The sequence below is a fragment of the Fimbriimonas ginsengisoli Gsoil 348 genome, assembly GCF_000724625.1.
In the GTDB taxonomy this organism is placed as follows: Bacteria; Armatimonadota; Fimbriimonadia; order Fimbriimonadales; family Fimbriimonadaceae; genus Fimbriimonas; species Fimbriimonas ginsengisoli.
Window position 1 is genome coordinate 626,166 of the sequence record NZ_CP007139.1, and the last position, 22,447, is coordinate 648,612.

29 protein-coding genes and 1 pseudogene are annotated in these 22,447 nt (G+C 60.4%); 26 read left to right on the forward strand and 4 right to left on the reverse strand.

Translation table 11 applies throughout. The annotated features are described in order from the left end of the window. Positions 1 to 34: 34 nt before the first annotated feature. On the reverse strand, positions 35 to 565 hold the full coding sequence (locus tag OP10G_RS02885; protein ID WP_025227385.1) for an arsinothricin resistance N-acetyltransferase ArsN1 family B: 531 nt from the start codon (positions 563 to 565) through the stop codon (positions 35 to 37). A gap of 146 nt (positions 566 to 711) precedes the next feature. Beyond that, positions 712 to 2,166: a DUF1800 domain-containing protein gene (locus tag OP10G_RS02890; RefSeq protein ID WP_025227384.1), complete on the reverse strand. Its 1,455-nt coding sequence runs from the start codon at positions 2,164 to 2,166 to the stop codon at positions 712 to 714. 208 nt (positions 2,167 to 2,374) lie between these two features. On the opposite strand from OP10G_RS02890, the gene OP10G_RS02895 reads away from it, so the two are divergent. The 20 genes and pseudogenes from OP10G_RS02895 to rpsI all read left to right on the forward strand — a co-directional run bounded on the left by OP10G_RS02895 (position 2,375) and on the right by rpsI (position 13,763). After that, the gene (locus tag OP10G_RS02895; RefSeq protein ID WP_025227383.1) at positions 2,375 to 2,560 is read left to right on the forward strand and encodes a type Z 30S ribosomal protein S14; all 186 of its coding nucleotides are present in this window, start codon (positions 2,375 to 2,377) and stop codon (positions 2,558 to 2,560) included. A gap of 21 nt (positions 2,561 to 2,581) precedes the next feature. Then, on the forward strand, positions 2,582 to 2,977 hold the full coding sequence (rpsH, locus tag OP10G_RS02900) for a 30S ribosomal protein S8 (RefSeq protein WP_025227382.1): 396 nt from the start codon (positions 2,582 to 2,584) through the stop codon (positions 2,975 to 2,977). 2 nt (positions 2,978 to 2,979) lie between these two features. Further along, positions 2,980 to 3,546: a 50S ribosomal protein L6 gene (gene rplF / locus OP10G_RS02905; RefSeq protein ID WP_025227381.1), complete on the forward strand. Its 567-nt coding sequence runs from the start codon at positions 2,980 to 2,982 to the stop codon at positions 3,544 to 3,546. A 15-nt stretch (positions 3,547 to 3,561) separates the two neighbouring features. Further along, positions 3,562 to 3,918, forward strand: coding sequence for a 50S ribosomal protein L18 (rplR, locus tag OP10G_RS02910; protein ID WP_025227380.1), 357 nt, complete (start codon positions 3,562 to 3,564; stop codon positions 3,916 to 3,918). Positions 3,919 to 3,927: 9 nt separating this feature from the next. Then, complete coding sequence (rpsE, locus tag OP10G_RS02915) at positions 3,928 to 4,494, forward strand: 30S ribosomal protein S5 (protein ID WP_338031910.1); 567 nt, start codon at positions 3,928 to 3,930, stop codon at positions 4,492 to 4,494. Further along, positions 4,481 to 4,648 (forward strand): annotated as a pseudogene (rpmD, locus tag OP10G_RS27330) (50S ribosomal protein L30); the annotation flags it as partial. The gene rpsE and the pseudogene rpmD, both read left to right, overlap by 14 nt. Before the next feature lie 135 nt (positions 4,649 to 4,783). Then, positions 4,784 to 5,224: a 50S ribosomal protein L15 gene (gene rplO, locus OP10G_RS02925; protein WP_025227377.1), complete on the forward strand. Its 441-nt coding sequence runs from the start codon at positions 4,784 to 4,786 to the stop codon at positions 5,222 to 5,224. Further along, the gene (gene secY, locus OP10G_RS02930; protein WP_025227376.1) at positions 5,221 to 6,600 is read left to right on the forward strand and encodes a preprotein translocase subunit SecY; all 1,380 of its coding nucleotides are present in this window, start codon (positions 5,221 to 5,223) and stop codon (positions 6,598 to 6,600) included. Before rplO ends, secY begins: the two co-directional genes overlap by 4 nt. 223 nt (positions 6,601 to 6,823) lie before the next feature. Then, positions 6,824 to 7,477, forward strand: a complete 654-nt coding sequence (locus tag OP10G_RS02935; protein ID WP_025227375.1) for an adenylate kinase — start codon at positions 6,824 to 6,826, stop codon at positions 7,475 to 7,477. Continuing rightward, positions 7,474 to 8,226: a type I methionyl aminopeptidase gene (map, locus tag OP10G_RS02940; protein WP_025227374.1), complete on the forward strand. Its 753-nt coding sequence runs from the start codon at positions 7,474 to 7,476 to the stop codon at positions 8,224 to 8,226. Before OP10G_RS02935 ends, map begins: the two co-directional genes overlap by 4 nt. 95 nt (positions 8,227 to 8,321) lie before the next feature. Then, entirely contained in the window at positions 8,322 to 8,576 is a 255-nt protein-coding gene (infA, locus tag OP10G_RS02945; RefSeq protein ID WP_025227373.1) for a translation initiation factor IF-1, read from the forward strand. A gap of 222 nt (positions 8,577 to 8,798) precedes the next feature. Next, positions 8,799 to 9,206, forward strand: coding sequence for a hypothetical protein (locus OP10G_RS23850; RefSeq protein WP_025227372.1), 408 nt, complete (start codon positions 8,799 to 8,801; stop codon positions 9,204 to 9,206). A gap of 155 nt (positions 9,207 to 9,361) precedes the next feature. Beyond that, the gene (gene rpmJ / locus OP10G_RS25585) at positions 9,362 to 9,475 is read left to right on the forward strand and encodes a 50S ribosomal protein L36 (RefSeq protein ID WP_084178783.1); all 114 of its coding nucleotides are present in this window, start codon (positions 9,362 to 9,364) and stop codon (positions 9,473 to 9,475) included. A gap of 40 nt (positions 9,476 to 9,515) precedes the next feature. Further along, positions 9,516 to 9,893: a 30S ribosomal protein S13 gene (gene rpsM, locus OP10G_RS02955; protein WP_025227371.1), complete on the forward strand. Its 378-nt coding sequence runs from the start codon at positions 9,516 to 9,518 to the stop codon at positions 9,891 to 9,893. A 70-nt stretch (positions 9,894 to 9,963) separates the two neighbouring features. Then, positions 9,964 to 10,356 carry a 30S ribosomal protein S11 gene (gene rpsK, locus OP10G_RS02960; protein WP_025227370.1) on the forward strand — a complete coding sequence of 131 codons (393 nt, stop codon included), beginning with the start codon at positions 9,964 to 9,966 and terminating at the stop codon, positions 10,354 to 10,356. 93 nt (positions 10,357 to 10,449) lie between these two features. Further along, positions 10,450 to 11,445 (forward strand): DNA-directed RNA polymerase subunit alpha, encoded by a 996-nt coding sequence (locus tag OP10G_RS02965; protein WP_025227369.1) that lies wholly within the window; start codon positions 10,450 to 10,452, stop codon positions 11,443 to 11,445. Between the two features lie 88 nt (positions 11,446 to 11,533). Further along, positions 11,534 to 11,986, forward strand: coding sequence for a 50S ribosomal protein L17 (gene rplQ, locus OP10G_RS02970; protein WP_025227368.1), 453 nt, complete (start codon positions 11,534 to 11,536; stop codon positions 11,984 to 11,986). A gap of 70 nt (positions 11,987 to 12,056) precedes the next feature. Beyond that, positions 12,057 to 12,848, forward strand: a complete 792-nt coding sequence (truA, locus tag OP10G_RS02975) for a tRNA pseudouridine(38-40) synthase TruA (protein ID WP_144240960.1) — start codon at positions 12,057 to 12,059, stop codon at positions 12,846 to 12,848. A gap of 69 nt (positions 12,849 to 12,917) precedes the next feature. After that, positions 12,918 to 13,358, forward strand: coding sequence for a 50S ribosomal protein L13 (gene rplM / locus OP10G_RS02980; protein ID WP_025227366.1), 441 nt, complete (start codon positions 12,918 to 12,920; stop codon positions 13,356 to 13,358). A 9-nt stretch (positions 13,359 to 13,367) separates the two neighbouring features. Next, positions 13,368 to 13,763 (forward strand): 30S ribosomal protein S9, encoded by a 396-nt coding sequence (gene rpsI, locus OP10G_RS02985; RefSeq protein WP_025227365.1) that lies wholly within the window; start codon positions 13,368 to 13,370, stop codon positions 13,761 to 13,763. A gap of 93 nt (positions 13,764 to 13,856) precedes the next feature. Here the strand turns inward: rpsI and OP10G_RS02990 are convergent, their stop codons facing one another. Together OP10G_RS02990 and OP10G_RS02995 are read right to left on the reverse strand one after the other, a co-directional pair. Then, positions 13,857 to 14,588, reverse strand: coding sequence for a hypothetical protein (locus OP10G_RS02990; protein WP_025227364.1), 732 nt, complete (start codon positions 14,586 to 14,588; stop codon positions 13,857 to 13,859). Positions 14,589 to 14,756: 168 nt separating this feature from the next. Continuing rightward, positions 14,757 to 15,482, reverse strand: a complete 726-nt coding sequence (locus OP10G_RS02995; protein WP_025227363.1) for a hypothetical protein — start codon at positions 15,480 to 15,482, stop codon at positions 14,757 to 14,759. 178 nt (positions 15,483 to 15,660) lie between these two features. Between OP10G_RS02995 and OP10G_RS03000 the strand changes: the two genes are divergently transcribed. The 6 genes from OP10G_RS03000 to gap all read left to right on the forward strand — a co-directional run bounded on the left by OP10G_RS03000 (position 15,661) and on the right by gap (position 22,415). Next, the gene (locus OP10G_RS03000) at positions 15,661 to 16,998 is read left to right on the forward strand and encodes an MFS transporter (protein ID WP_025227362.1); all 1,338 of its coding nucleotides are present in this window, start codon (positions 15,661 to 15,663) and stop codon (positions 16,996 to 16,998) included. A gap of 156 nt (positions 16,999 to 17,154) precedes the next feature. Further along, the gene (locus tag OP10G_RS03005) at positions 17,155 to 17,409 is read left to right on the forward strand and encodes a hypothetical protein (RefSeq protein ID WP_144240961.1); all 255 of its coding nucleotides are present in this window, start codon (positions 17,155 to 17,157) and stop codon (positions 17,407 to 17,409) included. Beyond that, the gene (locus OP10G_RS03010; protein ID WP_038472413.1) at positions 17,402 to 18,772 is read left to right on the forward strand and encodes a class I SAM-dependent methyltransferase family protein; all 1,371 of its coding nucleotides are present in this window, start codon (positions 17,402 to 17,404) and stop codon (positions 18,770 to 18,772) included. The genes OP10G_RS03005 and OP10G_RS03010 overlap by 8 nt, the downstream gene beginning before the upstream one ends. Beyond that, a complete protein-coding gene (locus tag OP10G_RS03015) occupies positions 18,769 to 20,286 on the forward strand; it encodes an alkaline phosphatase family protein (RefSeq protein WP_038472416.1) in 1,518 nt (505 codons plus the stop codon). The genes OP10G_RS03010 and OP10G_RS03015 overlap by 4 nt, the downstream gene beginning before the upstream one ends. Before the next feature lie 146 nt (positions 20,287 to 20,432). Next, the gene (locus OP10G_RS03020; protein WP_025227359.1) at positions 20,433 to 21,287 is read left to right on the forward strand and encodes a diacylglycerol/lipid kinase family protein; all 855 of its coding nucleotides are present in this window, start codon (positions 20,433 to 20,435) and stop codon (positions 21,285 to 21,287) included. 120 nt (positions 21,288 to 21,407) lie between these two features. Continuing rightward, complete coding sequence (gene gap, locus OP10G_RS03025; RefSeq protein ID WP_025227358.1) at positions 21,408 to 22,415, forward strand: type I glyceraldehyde-3-phosphate dehydrogenase; 1,008 nt, start codon at positions 21,408 to 21,410, stop codon at positions 22,413 to 22,415. The last annotated feature ends 32 nt before the right edge of the window (positions 22,416 to 22,447 follow it).

Sequence of the window (22,447 nt, forward strand, 5' to 3'; positions counted from 1 at the left end):
GCGGAACGCCCGCGCTCCAAAGCTTAAGTCAGGGTTAATGACCCCAAATCTTCGCCGGCTCCGGAGGGTTGTCGGACGGAGGCATCAGCTCCTTTTGCCACCATCCGACATCGTGCCACTGGCCGCACTTGAAACCGACGTTTCGGTAGATGCCTACGAGGTGGAAGCCCATGGATTCGTGGAAGCCCACGCTCGCTTCATTAGGTAAGGCGATTCCAGCGAAGGCGTTGTAGAAGCCTTGTTCCCGGAGTTGATCGAGCAATTTGGAATAGAGTGCGCGGGCGACTCCCATGCGGCGAGCGTTGGGTGAAACGTAGACCGTAACATCGACCGACCAGCGGTAGGCGGCGCGGTCGCGATGGCGGCTTCCGTAGGCGTAGCCGAGCAATTCCCCGTCACGGTCGGCGGCCAACCAAGGAAACCCGGAGCTCATTCGAGCGGCCATCTCTTCCATAGAAGGGGGGACCTCTTCGAACGAAACCGGCGTGTTCAACACATACGGCGAATAGATCGCGAGCATCCCGGGCGCGTCGTCCAGGGTCGCAGTGCGGATGTCGAACTCCATGACACATTTTGGCTGCTGTGCTGGCTAGAGGCGAGGTGTCACCCAACAAGTGGCATTCGATTGTTTGCTTGGCAGAAGGGTGAAAACAGTTTCGGACAGGGGCGGGCCGCCCCTGGGACACACGGGCGAGCCGCCCGTGCCACGTTTCACATCATGTGCATTTCGGGGGCGGCGACTAGGACTCGGATCGCGCGGTTGAGGGAGCCGGCCCACCAGCCGGGGTCGTTTAGGGAGCGTGGGTCGCCGACGGCTTTGGCCACTACTTTCATCGACGCCTCGGGAAGCTCGACGTCGAACAGTTCGCAGATCGCCGACGCGATCTCTTCCGAAGTTTTCGCGCCTTTACCTTTCACGAACTCCAAGGGGGTTTTCGAGCCCGCGCCCGGTCCCTTGTCATCCCAGAGAAGGAGTCCGGTGAACATGCCGCGTTCGCCCATCATGGCGGGCGTCGCCCACGCGTCCCCCCACTTCCATCCAGAAACGTCGACGGGATAGAGGAGGCTGAGCCCCATCCTCTCCATGCGGTAAGCAATATGCCCGGCGTTGTCCATCACTTTCTTTGGAATCGGTGTGTAGGGCGAGGCGGCCTGATCGCGCAGCCTCCGCAGCTCGGCGGCCGAACCCTGGGCGCGCACGATTCCGATGCAAAACTCGGCGGGACTCTTCACCAGCCCGCGGAAGCAGCGGTCCGACCAAAACTCCTCCTGCCGAACCATGGCATGCAGCGTCTTGCGGATGTCGCCTACGCTCGTCTGGAAGACGCGGGCGATCGCGGCGACCGGCTTCGTTTCTGGATGCTGGTAGGCGAAGAACTCCCACAATCGCCGGGCGATCCGCTCGGAAGTGGCCGGCTGCTTGGCCAGCATCTCCAAGACCTGTTCTCCCTTCCAATCGCGGGACTTGCCGAGGATCTTCTTCGGTCCGTCGTCCCGCATGGCGGGCATATCGATAAAGGTGCTGAAAGGCCGCCCGTCCCGGAGGGCGTCACGCACTTTCTGCTCGGTGTTTCCCGGCATCTCATAGAAGGTGTTGAGGTAACCCCATCCGGTGAGCGACCGGGCGACCTCTTTCACGTCGGCCTCGTCGTAGTTGCCGATCCCCATCGTGAAGAGCTCCATCACCTCGCGGGCGAAGTTCTCGTTTGGCCGGCCACGTACCGCGCGTTCCATGTCGAGGTAACGCATCATCGCCGGGTTCTTGGCGATTGCGGTCAGAAGCTTCGGAAAAGGAGCCGCCGCGTGCTCGCGCAGGGTTTGCACGTAGTCGAGCATCATCGGCCCATCCTCGACTTTGCCGTCGCTGACCGGGAAGTGGGAGTGCCAGAACAGAGTTAGCTTTTCCTTGAGAGGCGTCGGCGTGACCAGCATGTTGTAGACCCACCACGCCCGAGTCCGCCAAGAGCCGAGGTCCGGCTCTTCTTTTTCGCGCCAATAGAATTCGTACGGCGAAGGTTCCAGCGCCTCCCGGTAGTCGATCAGGGCGTCGATGGTGGCGTGGAGGCCGATCTTTTCCGCCGCGTCCAACTCCGATGGCGTCGCTCCGAACCCGAGCCGGCGATAAACATGTGCGATCTTCTCCCGTTCCGTGCGCCTCGTTGCCACGAATTCATTCTAACGCCGTTTGGAATTAAGCGGAACTGGCGGAGCAAGCTCCGCGGATGCAAAGCGCGAAGAGCTTCGCGCACTCCCAAAATAGCTCGTTTCCGCGATTCGGGTATCCTCTTCTGTCCGACAACCGTGCCACGGATTAGGCATGCGTTCCCGGTTGGCCCCGGGACGCGCGAACCGATCCGACAACGGCGGAGAGAATATGGCCAAACAAGCATTAATCGAAAAACAGCGAAAGAAGCCCAAATTCAAGGTGCGCGCGTACAACCGCTGCCAGCTTTGTGGGCGAGATAGCGGTTACTTCCGCTTCTTCCAACTTTGCCGCATTTGCCTGCGCGAAAAAGCGCACCGAGGCGAACTGCCCGGCGTGAAGAAATCCAGCTGGTAGGACGAAGGAGGTCCCTGAACTATGCATAGCGATCCAATCGCGGACCTACTGACGCGTATTCGTAACGGCGCCCAAGCGCGCCTGACGAGCGTCGACGTCCCGCACAGCAAAATCAAAGTCGAAATCGTGAAGATCCTCGAGGCGGAAGGTTACGTCACCAGCCACGAGATCAGCACGGAATCCAAGTTCCCCACCATCAAGGTGCACCTGCGATACGACTCGAAGCGGAAGCCGCTGATCACGCACATCTCGCGTGTCAGTAAGCCCGGTCTTCGCGTGTACAAGCCGGTCACCGAGTTGAAGCCGCGACGCAGTGGCCTCTCCACTCAGATCGTGAGCACGAGCGCCGGACTGATGACCGACCGGGAGGCGCGACGGCGCCGGATGGGCGGCGAAGTCCTCTGCGAGGTGTACTAAACATGTCTCGAATTGGCATTCGACCCATTCCCGTACCGTCGGGCGTGACCGTCTCGGTCGATGAGAATACGAACGAGGTCGCGGTCAAGGGCCCTAAAGGCGAACTTCGACAACCGATTTCCCGCCTGCTGACCTTAAAGCAGGAAGAGAACACGCTCACCCTCGAGCGTCCGAACAACCTACGAGAGGCTCGTAGCCAGCACGGTCTGGCCCGAACGCTTATCTCGAACATGGTGGACGGCGTTACGAAAGGTCACGCGAAGACTCTGGAAGTCGTCGGCGTCGGCTACCGCGCCACGCTTGAAGGGCAGAACCTTCTTTTGAACATGGGTTACTCACACCCCGTTCGCGTCGAGGCTCCGGAAGGGATCACCTTCGAAGTCAAGGCCGACGAAAAGACCCGAACGCAGCAGATCATCGTGCGGGGCATCGACAAAGCATTGGTAGGCCAGATGGCGGCCGACGTCCGCAAGGTGCGCAAGCCCGAGCCCTATAAGGGTAAGGGAATCCGGTATCAGGGCGAAGTGATTCGTCTCAAGGCCGGTAAGCGCGCGGCGGCCAAGAAGTAAGGAGTTAGCGCAAAAATGGCCAGTACCAAGAGCAGAACCGAATTACGCCAGGCGCGGCACGTACGAATTCGCAAGAGCCTTTCCGGCACTGCGGAGCGTCCGCGACTTGCTGTCTACCGCAGCCTGAAGCACATCAGTGCGCAGATTATCGACGATACGACGGGACGCACCCTTGCCGCCGCGAGCTCCGTAGAAAAGGATCTCAGCGCGAAGGGGAACGTGGAAGGAGCGAAGCAGGTTGGCGCGAAGCTAGCCGAGCGAGCCAAGGAAGCCGGTATCACCACGGTCGTGTTCGACCGGGGCGGCTTCAAGTTCCACGGTCGCGTCGCCTCGCTTGCCACCGCCGCTCGAGAAGCCGGGTTGGAGTTTTAACCGATGCGAATGATGAATCGACTCAGCGGCAAGCGAGAGAGCCGCAACACCGAAGGGCCGCAGCTCGACGTTCGCGTCGTGCGCACCAATAAGGTGTTCAAAACCCATAAGGGAGGTAAGACCGCAAGCTGGTCCATCCTCGTCGTTGTGGGCGACAATAAGGGTCAGGTCGGCGTCGGCCTGGGCAAGGCCCGGGGTATCCCGGACGCCATCCGAAAGGCAGAGGAGTCGGCACGGAAGAACATGTTCCGCGTGCCGATGATCGGCCAGACGATCCCGCACGAAATCACCGCCACGTCGGGCACGGCCACGGTCATGCTCCGCCCAGCCGCTCCGGGAACCGGAGTCAAGGCCGGCGGCGCCGTCCGAGCCTGCCTCGAGGCTTGCGGTATCCACAATGTGCTCGCGAAGTCGCTCGGCAGCCGCAACGCCATCAACATGGCGTATGCGACGGTCGCAGCGTTCCAGAAGCTGAGCAGCCCGGAGGACGTGGCGGCTCGCCGCGGCCTCGAAGCCACCCAACTCACTCCTTGGATCGCCAAGGCCCGGAAGGAGGAAGCCGATGCTGCGTATTAAGCTGGTTAAAAGCCCCATCGGCCACAACCCTCGCCTCCAGGCGACGATCCAGGCCCTCGGTCTGCGGAAGGTGAACTCGGTTGTCGAGCACGACGACAACCCCAGCATCCGTGGACAGATCCACCACGTCAAGGAGCTTCTGCTCGTGGAAGATACGGCGACCAACACGGTCGTGGTAGACGCCCGAACGATGCGCGACAAGGCGACTCGGAAGCATCGAAAGCCTTCCGAGAAGCGGTGCAATACCAACCGGTAGTAGCCCAACGCTACCAAGTGAGTGAGGAATTAGATGAGTCTGCATAATTTCGAGCCCCCGAAGGGGAGCACGTTTAAGAAGAGGCGGGTCGGCCGGGGCATTGGCTCCGGCATGGGTAAGACCGCAACCCGAGGTTCGAAGGGTCAGAGCGCGCGACGCCAGATCAACCCGAACTTCGAGGGCGGCCAAACCCCGATCCAGCGACGGTTGCCCGTTAAGAAGGGCTTCCGAAACATCAACCATAAGGAATTCGCGATCGTGAACCTCGACGACCTGGACAAGATGTTCCAGGACGGCGACGAAGTCACGCCGGAAATTCTCTACACCAAGGGCATCGTCTCGCCCTCCAAAGACGGCGTGAAGGTGCTTGCGTTTGGCGAGCTTAAGAAGAAGCTGACCGTGCGTGCGCACAAGTTCAGCAAATCGGCGGCGGACGCAATCGCCGCTAAGGGCGGTCAGGCGGTAACGCTGTGAGCCTTCCCTCCGGTTTCGGAGGGGGAGGCGCCGACTGGGGCGGGCGAGGCGACAAGGGCCTCGCCCTTCCGCTGTCGGAGACACTCCGGGCGGCATGGGCCGATCCGGACCTGCGCTCGCGCATTCTGTTCGTGTTGACAATGTTCTCCGTGTTCGCCTTCGGCGTGCACGTCGCGGTGCCGATTCCCGGCCTGCGGCCGGAGGACCTCACCAGTCAGCTCGATAACCCGATGTTCCAGATGCTGAACATGTTCGGCGGCGGCGCCCTGCGGAGGATCTCGATCTTCTCGCTCGGCCTGAACCCGTACATTACGGCGTCGATCATCATGCAGATCCTGTACACCGCGGTTCCTAAGTGGAAGCAGGAGATGCAGGATGGCGGCGAGTACGCCCGGAGCCAGCAGAACAAGAAGACGCGCTATCTGACGATCGCCCTCTGCCTTATCCAAGGTTGGGGTCTGCTCCAGATTCTGAACGGCGTTCCGCAGATCGCGGCGCTCGGCGTCCCGCTCAAGCTGGTGACGCTGCTGTTCTGGACGGCGGGCGCGATGTTCATGCTGTGGCTGGGAGAGCAGATCTCCGAGCGCGGCATCGGCAACGGCGTCTCGCTGATGATCTTCGCGGGCATCATACTGTCGCTGCCCGGCACGGTCGAGCAGTTGTTCAAGGGGGTTCAAGCGCACGCCGTTCCGTTCTACAGCCCGATCGTAGTGATTGGAGTTTTCCTCCTCGCGACCTGGTTCATCGTTTACTTCACCACCGCCCAGCGCCGGATTCCGATCCAGCATATGCGGCGAATGGTGGGAACGCGGATGATGGGCGGACAGACGAGCTACTTGCCGCTCTCGGTAAACATGGCCGGCGTTATGCCGATCATTTTCGCGGTGTCGCTGCTCGGTCTCCCCTATCAGTTCTCGATGATGATGGGCGGCCAAAAGACGCCGGTCGGCAACTTCTTGTATGAGGCCGCCTCGTACCTTCAGCCGAACTCCACCTCGCCCCTCAAGGCGGTTCTGGCGTCGATCCTGTATACGGCGATGATCTTCTTCTTCACGTATTTCTGGACCGCGATCCAGTACAACGTGGAGGACATCAGCAACAACCTCAAGCGCGGCGGCTCGTTCATTCCGGGCGTGCGCCCGGGCAAGCAGACGAAGGACTTCCTCGACGGCGTGATCTCACGTATCACCGTCGTCGGCGCCGCCTTCATCTCGGTAGTCGCGCTGCTCCAGTACATCTCACCGCGCCTCGCGGGAATCTCTTCCCAACAAGTGAACGTCATCGGCGGCACCTCGCTGCTGATCATGGTCAGCGTGGCGCTAGAAACGATGCGCCAGATCGAAGCGAACCTGTTGATGAAGCAGTACGGGCAGTAGCTCCATTGCTTGATTGCAGGATTGCTTGACTGCTCGATTGGGCCGGTACGAACTCTTGGGTTCGTACCGGCCCTTCTACATTGCTTGATTGCTGGATTGTTGGATTGCTTGATTGGAGAGGAACAGTCCGCTGCCTCCGCCTAAGCTAGACCGGCGGCAAAGGCTCCATAATGGACCAACTGGGGAATCGAGCAATCGAGCAATTTAAGAATCCAGCAATCGAATGAGCCTAAGACTTATCCTAATCGGCCCTCCCGGCGTCGGGAAGGGGACGCAGAGCGCCCTTCTTTCATCCCGTTTGGGTCTGCGCGCGCTTTCCTCGGGGGAGATCTTTCGCCGGGAGATCGAGGCCGAGACGGATCTCGGGCGGCTTGCCAAACGATACATCGACCATGGCGAGCTTGTGCCGAACGGGGTAACCATCGAAATGATGGCCAAACGGCTCCGCTCCGAAGATGTGCGGAAACATGGGTTCGTCTTGGACGGCTTTCCCCGAACCGTGCGACAGGCGGAGGCGTTGGATGAAATCCTTTTCGAGATGGAGATGGGGCTCGACAAGGTCGTCTCGATCGAAGTCCCGGTCGAGACGATCGTCCACCGCCTCGCCGGACGTATGGGATGCACCAAGTGCGGCGAGATCTATAACAGCCGCAACAAGCCTCCGAAGCGGGAAGGGCTTTGCGATAAGTGCAACGGACCGCTCTTCACTCGGTCCGACGACCAGGAAGGGACGATCCGCGAGCGCTTGCGTACATTCCGGGAGAACACGGCGCCGGTCATCGATTATTACGAGAGGACCGGTTCCCTGGAGCGAGTGGACGGAAGCGTGGGCCCGGAAGAGACCTATGCGCAAATTGCGGGCAGGGTGGGCGTGTGAGCCTGCTCAAGACCCGCGCCCAGATCGAGAAAATGCGTGAATCCGGACGCATCGTCGCCCGAACCCTCCGCATCTGCTCCGAGAGCATCGTTCCCGGAAAGACGACCCCCAAGGACTTGGACACCCTCGCCCACCGGCTGATCCAGGAGTCCGGCGGCGTCCCGAGCTTCCTGGGATATCGCGATTATCCGGCCGCGACCTGTATTTCGGTCAACAACGTGGTCGTCCACGGCATCCCCACGGCGGTTCCGCTTCAGGAAGGGGACCTGATCTCCCTCGACTTCGGCGTGCTAAAAGATGGTTGGCATGCGGACGGAGCTTGGACCTATGCGGTCGGCAAGGTGAGCCCCGAAGCGCAACGGCTGATGAACGTGACCCGCGAGAGCCTAATGCAAGGGATCGCGAAGGCACGAGTCGGTAACCGGATCGGCGACATCGGGGCTGCCGTGCAGCGCTACTGCGAATCCAACGGCTATGGGGTCGTCCGCGAGCTCGTCGGCCACGGCATTGGGCAAAAGCTTCATGAGGAGCCGTCGAACGTGCCGATGTACGGCAAGCCCGGAAAGGGCGACCCGATCCGTGAAGGGATGACGATGTGCATCGAACCGATGATCAACCAGGGGACCCACCGGGTGGTGTTTCTGGACGACAAGTGGACGGTGGTCACCGCCGACGGCAAGCTATCGGCCCACTTCGAGCACACCATCGCGGTCACCCGCGACGGCCCCGAGATCCTGACGCAAGAGTAGCGACCCTACGCTCTCGCGCAGGTACGAGCCAACCTATAGCTACAACGCTTCGCGTTACGGTTCAGAGCCGGGCTCACGGGGGTAAACTGTATCCAATGGCCAGACGACGACCGCCGTATAAGCCGCAGCAGGATAAGGAAAAGGGAATCGAGCTCGAGGGCGTAGTTCTCGAGAACCTTCCCAACGCGCGATTTCGCGTGAAGCTCGATGAGACCGAGCAGGAGATCCTGGCGCACGTAAGCGGCAAGATGAGGATGAACTACATCCGAATCCTCCCTGGCGACCGCGTCCGAGTAGAGCTCAGCCCGTACGACCTCACGATGGGTCGAATCGTCTACCGATACAAGTAGCCTCCGGAGCCCCTCTCCCTCCTCGGGATGTATGTGTCCGACGAGGGAGAGGGGGTTGGGGGTGAGGGGGTATGGACGGTGATGGCTGATGGATGATGTCTGAAGATCGCCGACCTTCCGCCTTCCGCCTTCCGCCTTCCGCCTTCCGCCTTTGAAAAACTTGCGGTAAAAAAACGAAAACCGGCACTCACATTTCGGCATTTTCGTAGCCATGCTGTAAGCATGTGGATATTTCTGCGCGATTCGTTCCTTTCCATCGTGCAGCACGAGCACGAACCGAGGCTCTTGCAGGTTCGGGGACGTATCCGAGGGGATATCGAGCGGGTGTTCCCGGAAGCGTTTGTAGCTGAGGACGGCCGGTCCGATTACCGGTTTTGCGCCAATCTCTCGAGGGAACGGGTGGCCCAAGCGATCGCGCTTCGCCTCAATCACATCGACTACGAGAGCCTGAACGAGAACGTCCACGGTACGGATCGCGGGGTCGTCTACGACCAGGCTTATAGCATCATGTTGGAAGAGCAGGTGCGCCGGTACGGATCGGAACTCGACCTCCCCACCTATATTCCCCACTACGACCTCCAGGAACCGGTCGGAGAATTGACGGAAGTCGTCAGCAGCCTCGAAGGTTGACGACTGGGCGAACGAACGTTCGCGCGAAGGCGCAACGGTTGATCTAAACCGCGTGGCTTGGGTATCCTATCGTCTTGCGTCAGCCAACTCTCGTGGCTGGGTGAAGCGATGTGTTTTGCCCTGTGCGAGTAGAGACGGATGAAGAGGCGATTTAGATGAAAGTCAGGGCCAGTGTTAAAAAGATTTGCGATAAATGCAAGATCATCAAGCGCAACGGAGTTGTGCGGGTGATCTGCCAGGTTCCCAAGCATAAGCAGCGGCAGGGCTAATTCGATCGGCTGAGGCAACCCGAGTAAAGAGAAAACAAGAATGGCGAGAATTGCAGGTATCGACCTTCCGCGCGAAAAGGCAGTCCTTTACGCGCTTCCGTTGCTTTACGGCATCGGCAAGCATAACGTCCACGATTTGGTCGCCAAGGCCAACATCGACCCGCGGAAGAAGATCCGGGACCTGACCGAAGCCGAGATCGGCCACCTCCGCGAGATCCTCGATCGCGAGTATCAGATCGAGGGAGACCTTCGACGCGAAGTGAACGGCAACATCCGCCGTCTGATGGAGATCGGCTGCTACCGCGGTCTTCGTCATCGACGCGGCCTGCCGACCCGCGGCCAGAACACCCGCCACAACGCTCGAACCCGCAAGGGCAAGCCGAAGACGGTCGCCGGCAAGAAGAAGGCCAAGAAGTAGTAACTAGGTTGGCGGTCAGGGGCTCGAATGGCCGCTAACCGCTAACCGCTAACCGCTAACGCACTAAGACATGGCAAGAAAAGCAGTCCAGAAAGGCAAGCAGAAGGAGCGGAAGAATATTCCGGTTGGCGTCGCCCACATTCGCGCGACGTTCAACAACACCCTTATCACCATCACCGATCCGGGAGGAAACACGATCTCCTGGGCGAGCGCCGGCAACGTGAACTTTAAGGGTTCGCGAAAGGGCACTCCGTTCGCCGCGCAGGTCGCCGCCGATAAGGCGAGCCGACTGGCGCAGGAGCACGGCCTTCGCCGAGTCGACGTTCAGGTTCGCGGCCCCGGCTCCGGCCGTGAAACGGCGATCCGTTCCCTTCAGGCATCGGGCCTCGAAGTGTCGAGCATCGTCGACGTCACCCCGCTTCCGCACAACGGCTGCCGACCGCCGAAGCGACGCCGAGTCTAAGGTTTCGAGGTGTTGAGATCAAAGGGTGAATCTGCCCTAACCGCTTAAAGCCTCAGCACCGCAAACCCCACACAACGTAAACGAAAAACCGGAATGCCCCACATCTCTACCCTTGACATCCAGCAAGACTACGGCAAATTCGTGCTCGAACCCCTCGAGCGCGGATACGGCCAGACCATCGGCAACGCGCTTCGACGCGTGCTGCTGAGTTCGATCCAGGGCGCGGCGATCGCCGCCATCCGGGTCGATAAGGTCTTCCACGAGTTCGCTCCCATTCCTGGCGTCAAGGAAGACACCATCCAGCTCGTCCTCAACCTAAAGGACGTGGCAATCCGGGCAACCGGAGAGGCCGCGCAGAACGAGCAGGTGCTCCGCATCGACGTGAAGGGTCCGGGCCGCGTTACCGGCGCCGACATCATCACTCCGGAAGGGGTCGAAGTCGTCAATCCCGAGGTTTACATCGCTACCATCAGCGACTCCAACTCCAGCCTTACCATGGAGATGTACGTCAACTGGGGCGCTGGCTACACTCTGCCGGAGAAGCAGGAGCGGTACAAGGGCATGATCGGAGTGATTCCGACCGGCTCACAGTACACCCCGGTGAAGAAGGTCAACTACACGGTCGAGTCGACCCGCGTCGGTATGCGTACCGACTACGAGCGGCTTGTGCTGGACGTTTGGACCAACGGCGCCGTCACCCCGAACGACGCGATTTCGCAGGCCGCCCACATTCTCGACAAGTATTTCCGAATGTTCTTCGATCTCGGCCAGGCCGGTTTCGAGGACGAGGCGGAAATCACCGAGGACATGTCGGACGAGATGCTGAAGAACGTTCCCGATCTTCGGATCGAGGAGCTCGACTTCTCGCAACGAACCTTCAACTGTCTGCGCCGCGCCGGGATCTTGAACCTCAAGAATCTCGCCGTGGCCACCGAAAGCGACCTGACGGCGATCCGAGGCTTCGGTAAGAAGTCGCTGCTCGAAGTTCGCGACAAACTGGCCGAGCACGGACTCGAACTGAAGCCGCCGAAGGGTGGTTACCGTTCCGCGCTCGATACCCTCGACGACGAAGACGACGAGGACTTCTGAATTTGAGTTAGCAGTTCGCAGTTAGCAGTTGGCACTTTGCCTCCCCTAACTGCAAGCTGCAAACTGCCAACCGCTAACTAAAAGGAAAATGAGACACCTAGTCGACCACCGAAAGCTTGGGCTACCGTCGGACCAGCGCATGGCCCTGCTGACGAACCTGCAGCGCCAGTTCATCCGCCACGGCTATACCCGTACCACCATGGGCCGAGCGAAGGAGCTTCAACGACTCGTCGAGAAGCTCATCACCCTCACCAAGATGGAGGACGGAATCGAGGCGCGTCGACGCGCTCGCAAAGTCCTCGTCGGCCACAGCAGCAGCTCGCCCAAACCCGAGAAGCTCCTCGCCGGCAAAACCCAGGGTGAGAAGACGCAGATTCTGGCCGACCGAAGCCTTATCAACGGCGAAGACCTCGTAGCTCACCTGTTCAACGAGATCGGCCCCCGATTTAAGGATCGCCCGGGCGGATACACCCGAATTACCCGACTCGGCCCGCGCCGAGGCGACGGCGCCCCCGAGGCCGTCCTCGAACTCGTCATCTAGGAGGGAAAGGCGCGAGGCGTAAGGCGTAAAGTTTAGAACTTCACGCTCCGCGCCTCACGCCTTGCGCCTCATGCGCATCAAGCTCACCGTCGCCTACGACGGAACTGAATTCCGCGGTTGGGCTCCGCAAGCTGGACAGAGAACTGTTCAGGGCACATTGAGAGAAGCTGTTCGCCTTATCTCGGGCGAGGAAGTCGAGATCACCGGAGCCAGCCGCACCGACAGCGGCGCTCACGCGCGGGGACAGGTATGCCACTTCGATACGAAGTCGCCAATGCCTACCGCGAAGTGGGCGCGAGTGCTGAACAAGCGGCTTCCCTCCGACCTGGCCGTCGTCAGCGCGACCGTCGTGGATGAATCGTTCCACAGCCGGTTCTGCGCAATGGATCGATTCTATCGGTATCGAATCCAGACCGGCGTCCGGGATCCCCACCGCACGCGCTTCGCGCATTGGTATGGACGTCCTTTGGACATCCCCGCTATGCAAATCGGAGCCGGCGCGCTTACCGGGGAGCACGACTTCCTGGCGTTCACCGAAGAACTCGAACCCCACGTGATCAACACGCGGCGAGAGCTCTTCTCCTTCCGTGTTCGCCAAGTTCGAGATGAGGTGTGGCTGGACGTTGTCGGCACGGCCTTCCTACGCGGAATGATGCGGAGGATGGCGGGCGCGCTCCTGGAAGTGGGGCGAGGCTACCGAGACGTCGCAGAGGTCAGCAAGCTCCTCCACCCAGAGGAGCGGATGGGTGTCCAGTTGCCCGTAGTTCTCCCCGCAAACGGCTTATGCCTGATGCAGGTGCGATACGGCCGCTTTCCCAAAGACAACCGCACCACGACAATCGAACCGCTTCCCACGACTTAACAGGTCCGGGTCACAGGCAACCCCTGAGATTCCCTAAGACCTACGACCTGAGACCTGAGATACAGACAAATGAACCGAACCTACGTTAATAAGGAAGGAAGCATCGAGCGCAAGTGGTTTGTGGTCGACGCCGCGGGAATCCCCGTGGGTCGCCTCGCCGCCCAAGTCGCCCAGGTGCTGCGAGGCAAACATAAGCCGACCTTCGCCTACAACGCCGACTGTGGCGATTTCGTTATCATCATCAATGCCGAAAAGGTCGTCCTGACCGGCGGAAAGAAAGATGAGCTGATCTACTGGCACACTGGTTGGCCCGGCGGCCTCAAGAACGTGAGCCGCGGCGACATGCTGGAGAACGACCCGGTGAAGATGGTCGAAAAGGCCGTCTGGGGCATGACCCCTAAGACCAAGCTCGGCAAAGCGCTCTTCAAGAAGCTCAAGGTCTACAAGGGCTCCGAGCATCCCCATGAGGCTCAAAACCCTCAGCCGCTTAACGTTCGTAAGGAGAAGTAAGGACACCCGATGGCAGCCACTCAACAGAATTACGGCACCGGCCGGCGCAAATGCGCTATCGCCCGTGTCTGGATGACCCCCGGCGAGGGGAAGATTTCAATCAACGGTCGCGAGTTCAAGGAGTACCTGGGACGCCCAGTGCTCGAGATCCTCGTCAAATCCCCCTTCGTCCACCTTGGTATGGACGGCCGGTTCGACATTAAAGCGACGGTCAAGGGCGGAGGGATCACCGGCCAAGCCGGCGCGATTCGACTCGGCATCTCCCGCGCCCTCGTCGAGATGGACGAGACGCTACGCAAGGAGCTCCGAGCCGGCGGCTACATGACCCGCGACTCGCGAGTCAAAGAGCGGAAGAAGTACGGACGGAAGAAGGCCCGACGCGGCTTCCAGTTCGTCAAGCGCTGATCTCCGGACCGCCACTCTCCAGAGCGGCTCTTTCCTTCAGTGCTCAAAAAGCCCGAAGCCTACGGCTTCGGGCTTTTTTGTCTTCCACAGCCCCTACAAAGTGCCCAGGTAGGAGATGCCACTTCCCACCGTCAAATCGCCGACCGTCGAGAGGGTCCTCGAAGTTGAGATTTGCTTCAAAGTGCTGATCGTGGCCACGGTAGCCCCGGTAAATTGAGCCAATACGTGCCCCTTATCTTTGACCGTGACGGTGATGTCGACGCGGCTGTTGGTCTTGAAGACCAGCTTTGCCTGGTGACTTCCGCAGGTCCCCACATACTCGATGGAACCGTTTCCTAGGTCCCTCCGGGTGGACGTGTCGAAGGTGCCCGACATCTCTTGAAAGGCGAAGCTGACGACGCTTCGACCGGTGGAAAACAGTCGAGCCAAGGGAGAAAACTCGATCGATTCGCCGGGGCGATCCGATCTCGTCAGGAGAAACCCTCCCTTCGCGGTGGAATGGCCCACCAACTTGAACTTCGTGTTGGCCATCGTATGGCAAGTCACATCGAACTGACCGCCCTGCAGCGTTCCATAGAAAGCCCCTTCGTCTTCCGGCGCATCGGAATCCGCGCTAACGATATGGGAGAACTCCCCCTCGATCGTCGACGAAGACGACGGGTCCATCTCGATAATCATCCTCGAGCCGTCGGAGAGGGTAGCCGAGTATTCCTGGATGTGATCGGATGGGGTGGCGGTCGGGCCTCCACTCGACCCGGAACCACCGCAAGCGGCTCCGGTCAGTAGGGCGGCAAAGACTAGCAAGAGGACGCTGGTTCTGGGCATGCGCCCATTATAGGGACGGGGCTTTTCAAAGGGGTCGTCATTCGGCGGCCAAGGGCTTTTTCGTCTTTGAGAATGGCGTCCCTACCTCCAGCCGCAGGTTGGCTCGTGGCTGCGCCCGGTGTACCTTCGGTACACCGGGACATCGGCGAGGGCGCCGACGCTACTGGGTTAGCCGGGTCCGATGAAGAACCGGCCGAATTGAACCTCGAACTCACCGAGAAGGATGGCTGAGCCATACGAACTGAAGCTCTTAGTCCCAAAATTGTCGACTTTGAGTCCGTCGAATGCGCCCATCATCTGTCCCCCGCCGGCAACCTCGACGACAACCACGCTGGTGTTGTTCGTGAAGAAGCGGGCGAAGCCCGGGTGACTGCCGATGGTGATCGCGTAATCAAAGACACCGTTGCCCCGATCCTTCCGGGAGTCTAGGTTGATTTGCCCCGCAATACCCTGATACTTGAAGTTACGAGAGGCCCTAGTTTGGCTAAAGAGCCGCGCTTCGGGCGAGAACTGAAGCACCTCGCTCGGGTGGTCTGAGCGGGTCAGGCGATATCCCCCCGTGGAGGTGACCTGCCCGTCCAAGTCAAAGGTCGTGCCGTCGAGCGCCTGGCAAGTAGCGTGGATCACGCCGTCGGTCAGAGTGCCGTTGAACTCTCCGTTCCCCTGCAACGAGAACGAGCCATCTGCCGGAACGATGTCGAAGTCCCCCTCCCAGGTAGTGCCCGTCGGCGAGTCGACTTCCAATAACATTAGCGACCCATCGGAAAGCGTAGCCTTATATGCCGCAAGCGAATCGCTCGGGCTTGGGCCGGGCGTAGAACGCGAGGAGGATCCCCCGCAAGCGGCCGCCGCCAGGATTCCAATGGCGGCGAAAAAGAGAAGAGTAGAACGCATCGCGGCAGTATAGAAGCATTTGATCCCGGTAAAGTCAGCAGGTTGCCGCCACCGCCTTATCGTCGTCGGCGAACTGGTCCCAGCCTGGGTCTTGGTTCCTTCCAACCTCCGCCCGATAAAAACCCTAAACCAGTAAACTCCTTGCAACCGGAATAGGTCGTACAACGCAGGAGAAAGGATGGCGAACCCACTAACCACGACCGAACCGGCAACGCCGAACAAGGCGCTGCTGCGACGGCCGACGGTTCTGCGCCTTCTGATCGTCGCCCTTCTCGCCGAAATCGGCTACGCCGTGCTGAACCTCAGCACGATGACGATCTACCTCCGCGACGACCGCCACTTTGGCGAAGCGACCGTCGGCTGGGTTGTAGTCTCCTTCCTCTTGGTCGAAGCGCTCTTCAAGAGCCCCATGGGGCACCTGGCCGATCGGTTCGGCCCCAAGATGTTCATGCTCCTCGGTCCGGCGATGAGCGCAGTCACGGCCGTTCTCAGCCTCGTCGTACCACGAACGGGTGGAGCTCCATTTGAGGTCTTCCTCTTCATCCTGCTGCGAGCGATCGACGGCCTCGGCGCCGCTATGCTCTGGCCCGCGGCATTCCTACGGATGAACGATGCCGTCGCCGACGACGAGCGCCAGCAGGGGATGTCGCTCATGAACCTCTGCTACATGCTGGGAATCGCCGTCGCCTTCCCTCTCGGCGGCGCCGCCAACGATATTGCGACCCAGATCCTGCAGCGCCATGGAATGGGCCCGATCCGCTGGGCGGCGCTTATCCTTGCCTCCTCCCTGTTCGCCGCGGTGGCCATCGCAGTTTGGCGGCTCGTCCCGTCGGGCAAACCGAAACATGCCCACGTGGAGGAAGTCGCGACCAACGAAGTGGGGCTGGCAGACTTTCTCAAGTCGATGCGGCAGATCCCGAGCTATCTCCTCCTAGCCACGGTCACTTTCGCCGGCATCGGCTTTCCAATGGTGATCTTCAAACTGTTTCCGGTCGACCAGTTCGGCTTTAGCGAAACTCAGATCGGATTCCTAATCCTCCCCGGCGCTGCCGTACTAGCCGCCTGCAGCGTCCCGATGTCCAAGTTCGGGGAGAAGATCGGCCGGGTCAAAGCGGTTCACCTCGGCCTTGGCCTATGCACTATTGGCATGGCGGCCATCGGCAGCGGGATGTTCTTGCCGCTGCTGCGGCAGCCATGGCTCCTCGCATTGGGAGGCATCCCGGTCGGCATCGGTTTCCTGTTGGCGATTCCCGCCTGGATGGCCAGCGTCAGCGATATCGACCCTCAGAGGCGGGGAACGAACATCGGCGCCGTAATGACCGCTCAAGGGTTGGGGGCGATCGTCGGCGCCCCGATCGGATCCGCGATGTACGAAAAACTGCAGCCGCTGGGACGGCAATTGGGCCTTACCGAGGCATTCGGCCGTTACTCCCCTTTCGTCGGCTGCGCCGTCTGCCTCCTGATCGGCTGGCTCATTAGCCTAAGAATCCTAAAACCGCGTAGCGAAGCCGTATAGCAGGTTGGCCCGTCCCCGCGGTTCCATGTTTCTATGTTCTCGGGGCTTGACGTTAACGATCGCCGCCCCCGCGATTCGTTCGACCTTTGACCCAAAATAGGTCTTTCGACTCAAATTAAGAAATGGTGTGCAATCCACCAAACATTAACACGTCGAATGCGTCTTTCAGCCAAGATGTCGCCCACTCACCGTTTTACCGTTCTACTCCTTGCGGTAGGCATGTTCCTCACGATTTGTCCGAGAGCCGAGGCGTATATCGACGCCGGATCGGGAAGCTATCTGTTGCAGATCGCCATCGCCAGCTTGCTGGGTGCAAGTCTCGCGCTGAAGTCTTCGTTGGCGAACTTCAAGGCAGTCCTTTTGAGGAAGCGCGCACCCAAGAGCGGCTCGCCCGAGAACGAAGGTGCCTAGGACGCGGCTCTCGTCCTCTTTTCGCGATCCGAGCGGGTTTGTATTTCGAGAAGGGGACACCCTCCTTCGCGCCGTCAGCCCTTCTTACCTGCCCCACCTTGGCCATCTGACCAACTCAGGCCTCTACGCCGATCTTGTAAAGGCCAACCTTCTGATTCCTCACGAAGAGCTTGTAACTAGCACCTCCGAAGCGGGCGTCTTGCTCAAGCCGGAGCCGGTCAAGTTCATCTCGTATCCTTACGAGTGGTCGTTTGGCCAACTCAAAGACGCCGCCCTTACGACGCTGGAGATTCAGCGACGGGCGCTCGGCTTTGGAATGTGGTTGAAAGACGCATCTGCCTATAACATTCAGCGGCACGGTGGCCGTAGCCTCCTCATCGACACCCTGTCGTTCGAACTCTACGAGGAAGGCGCTCCCTGGCCGGCCTACCGGCAGTTCTGCGAGCACTTCCTGGCTCCCTTGGCGTTGATGGGTCTGGTCGATATTCGGCTTGGCCGGCTTCAACGGGAGTACATCGACGGGATCCCGCTCGATTTGGCCTCTCGCCTCGTCCCGGCGATGACGAAACTCAACGTCGGACTTGCCATCCACCTCCACGCCCATGCCCGCGCCCAGGTTGCCCATGCCGGGGCTGGGACGAATACCAACTCCGGCCGGGTCGCCAAGAATGGCCTCCTCGCCATCGTCGACAGTCTCCGCACAACCGTCGAACGTCTCGACTGGAAACCGAAAGGGACTCCCTGGGCCGACTATTACAGCGATACCAACTACGGCGAGGAGGCGTTTGCGGAGAAGCGGAGGCTAGTCTCGCAAATGCTGGAGTCGATCGAACCAAAGCCGGAATCGGTGTGGGATCTGGGCGCCAATACCGGCGAGTTCTCGCTTCTCGCCACCGACCGCGGAATCGACACCGTCTCTTGGGATATCGATCCCGGCGCGGTCGAGCGGAACTACCGGAAAAACCGGAGCAACGACCGTCTTTACCCGTTGCTCCAGGATTTGACAAACCCGAGTCCCGGCCTGGGGTGGGGGAATCGGGAGAGAGACGGTCTCGCCGGACGATCGCCTGCCGGAGCGATCATGGCGCTCGCCCTCGTCCACCATCTCGCCATCGGCAACAACGTGCCTTTATCCGAGGTGGCGGGCTACTTCGCCGAACTCGCGCCTTGGGCCATCGTGGAGTTCGTCCCAAAATCGGATTCGCAGGTTCAGCGCCTTCTCTCGACCAGGAAGGATATTTACGCGGACTACAGCGCGGCCGGGTTCGAGGAGGCGTTTTGCGAACCGTTCGACATCGTAAAGCGAGCCCCCATCTCGGGAAGCGACCGCACGCTGTACCTGCTTAAGAGGCGGACCGATTGAAGTTGCGGCGACCCTTTCACCCGCTCCTGTTCGCCGCCTATCCGGTCCTCTCGCTTTACGCCGCCAACACCGCCCTGTTCCCCGCCGCGGACCTCGCTCGTCCCCTCGCGGCCATGCTGGCGGCGACGCTACTCCTTTGGGCCATCCTCGGGGCGATCCTGCGAGACGCCGCCAGAGCCGCCGCCGGCGCCTCGGTCGCCGCGATCGGATTTTTCTCGTACGGTCCCATTTGCGATTTCGTGGGAAATCCTAACTACGGCCGACGAGTGACCGACCAATGGACGCTATCGATCTGGGCGCTGATTTGGCTCGTACTGATCGTCGCGGTGTGTTGGAAGTGGCGTCGCACTGCGAACCTTACTCAAGGGATGAACATCGCCGGAGCCGTGCTCGTCGCGATCCCCGCCTTTACCATCGGGCTTGCTTGGGCCAAGGGGAGCCAAGTCCCTGCCGCCGCGATCCAGGGCGTCCGCTACGACGGTCCGCGTCCGGATCTTTTCTACATCATTCTCGACGGGTACGGCCGAAGCGACGTTTTACGGCACGACGTGGGCTTGGACAACTCCGAATTCATCGATGGCCTCCGCCGCCGTGGCTTCTACGTTGCAGATAAGAGCCATTCCAACTATTGCCAGACCGAGCTATCGATCACCTCGTCACTCAACATGTCGTATCTGCCGGGCCTCATTCCGGGCCTCTCGCCGGATCAGAAGGATCGGGGCGTGCTCGACAGCAGGATCGATCAAAGCCGGTTGAGCCTGCAGATGCGGGCGCTCGGCTACGGCTATATTTCCGTGGTCACCGGTTTTCCGGCCATTCACCCACATTCCGCGGACCTCATCATCAGCCCGACCAGCGGTGGGTCGCTTTTCGAATCGGCGCTGTGGGATCGCACCCCGCTGCCGGTTTCGGGAATCACGGAATCGCAATATGAGAGCCGTCGGAAGGGTCTCATCTCGGCTTTGCAAACGGTCGGCGACCTCGGCAAGCCAGCTAGCCGGCCCCGTTTCGTGTTCGCCCACATCCTTGCGCCGCATCCGCCGTTTGTGCTCGGTCCAAACGGCGAGTCGGTCCGGCCTAAGGGGGGCTTCGCGATCGTAGACGGCAGCCATTTCTTTCAGCATGGCGGCACACCCGAGGAATACGCCAAGGGATACGCCGGGCAGGCACAGGCGATCGGCCGCTTGGTCTTGAAGGCGATCGACGACCTGTTGCGTAACGCCCGGGTCCCACCGATCATCGTGATTCAAGGAGACCATGGCCCGAAGCTGCATCTGGACCAGGAGCGGCTCGACAAAACCGACGTGAACGAAGTTTTCCCGATTCTGAACGCCTACTACGTTCCTCCCAAAATCCGCGAAAAGCTCTATCCCACGATCACCCCGGTTAACACATTCCGAACTATCTTGCGAGAGCAGTTCGGCCAAAGCCTCCCGAACCTCGCCGACCGCAGCTTCTACTCCTCTTGGACGTGGCCGTTCCGCTTTAACGAAGTCACCGAGCGCCTTAAGTAGGCGATGATTGATATTTGATGTGTGATTTGTGAGCGGCCGGATTCGGACGCCGACCGATTGCCTACAAACACCCGGAACTCGCAATGTCCCGGCAACATCCAAGTCTCGGTGACCACCACTAGATGAACCCGTGCTGCACGATCCTAATGAACGACAGGGCGGGCCGCTTTAAATCGACTGTCTCGACCGACGAGATGTCCAAGCTGCTTAAACACCTCGACCTCAACATCGCGGTGGTGGGCACCAAGTCCGAGGCCCATATGATCGCGGTGCTGAAGGAACTGGTGGCCAAACGAGCCGACCGCGTCGCTCTCGCCGGAGGCGACGGCACCATCCACACCGCCATCCAAGTACTGGCCGGAACCCAAACGTCGATGGGTATCGTGCCGCAAGGCACCCAAAATAATTTCGCCACTGCCTTGCGGCTCCCCCAGGACTTGCCATCCGCTCTCCGCACCCTGATCGAAGGCGAGCCGCTTCCGGTGGATCTTGGCTACGGCTGCGGAATGTATTTCGCCGAATCCGCCGGAGTGGGGCTGTTCGCCAACGCCCTCGCCCTCTATGGCGCCGACGCCAATAAGAACCTCATTCGCGGTATGTACGCCATCTTTAAGATCGTTACGAATCTACGAGCGAGCCGTATCAGACTCACCGTTGACGGCGAGCTGATCAACGAGCCCGCCGTCTTCTGCGCGGCGATGAACACGTACCGGTTCGCCCAGTCCCTTCCGATCGCCCCCAGCGCAAAGGTTACCGACGGTTTGCTGGACGTGGTCGTCCTCGGCGACCTCCACCGAAACGAGCTCATCGGCTATTACCGCGCGATCCGAAAGCAGCTTCACGTCATGCTCCCGAAGACCCGGATCATCCAAGCCAAGTCCGTCAAAATCGAATCCCGCCGCCCCCTGCCCGTCCACGTAGACGATAAAATCCGCGGCGCCACCCCCGTCACCCTCGAGTGCCGCCCCGGCATCCTAAAAGTTATCGTAGAAAGACTCTGACCGGACCGCTGGTCTCCAGACCGGCTTCCCCGTGCCCTCCGACGCAACGGTCAGGCGGTAAACTTCATCCATTCATCCTGAGCGACGAGGCTACGGGGAAGGCTGAGGTTAAAAATTCGCATGGCAATTCGTATCGGCATCAATGGTTTCGGTCGCATCGGACGTCTTTCTCTTCGCACGATCTTGGCGCGATATCCCGGCGAGGTCGAGGTTGTGGCCGTCAACGACCTAACCGACACCAAGACCAACGCTCACCTCTTTAAGCACGACTCCACTTACGGCAACTTTGCCGGCGCGGTCGACTACGCCGATAGCGAGATCCACGTCAACGGTAAGGCGATCAAAGTCTTTGCCGAGCGAGATCCGGGCGCTATCGCTTGGGATTCCGTCGGCGTCGATGTGGTCATCGAGTCGACCGGCCTGTTCACCGACGCGACCAAGGCGGCTGCGCACCGGAACCACGGCGTCAAGAAGGTGATCATCTCGGCCCCGGCCAAGAATGAGGATCTCACCATCGTGCTCGGGGTCAACGACGACGTTTACGACCCGGCCAAGCATAACGTCATTTCCAACGCGAGCTGCACCACGAACGGTCTCGCGCCGGTAGCCAAGATCCTGCACGACCGATTCGGAATCGAAAAAGGTCTCCTAACCACCATCCACGCTTTCACCAACTCCCAGAAGACCCAAGACACCGCGGCGAAGGACCTGCGCGACGCGCGAGCCGCCTCGCAGAACATCGTTCCCTCCAGCACGGGCGCGGCCAAGGCGGTTGGTCTGGTCATTCCCGAGCTCCAGGGCAAGTTCACCGGCATGGCGTTCCGGGTTCCGGTTCCCACGGTATCGGTGGTCGATTTCACCGCCGTCCTCGCTAAGGACGCGAGTCCCGCGGAGATCAACGCCGCGATGAAGGAGTATGCGGAAGGCAAGATGAAGGACATCCTCGAATACACCGAGGAGGAGCTCGTCTCGACCGACCTGAAGGGGAATCCGCACTCCTCGATCTTTTCCGCCGTCGACACCGTCGGCGTCGGCAACCTGGTGAAGGTCGTGAGCTGGTACGACAACGAGTGGGGCTATTCCTGCCGCATCGCCGACCTCTGCAAATTCGTCGCCGATCGCTTCTAGCCATCCGGGCGTTCGCTGGGACAGATGGGACT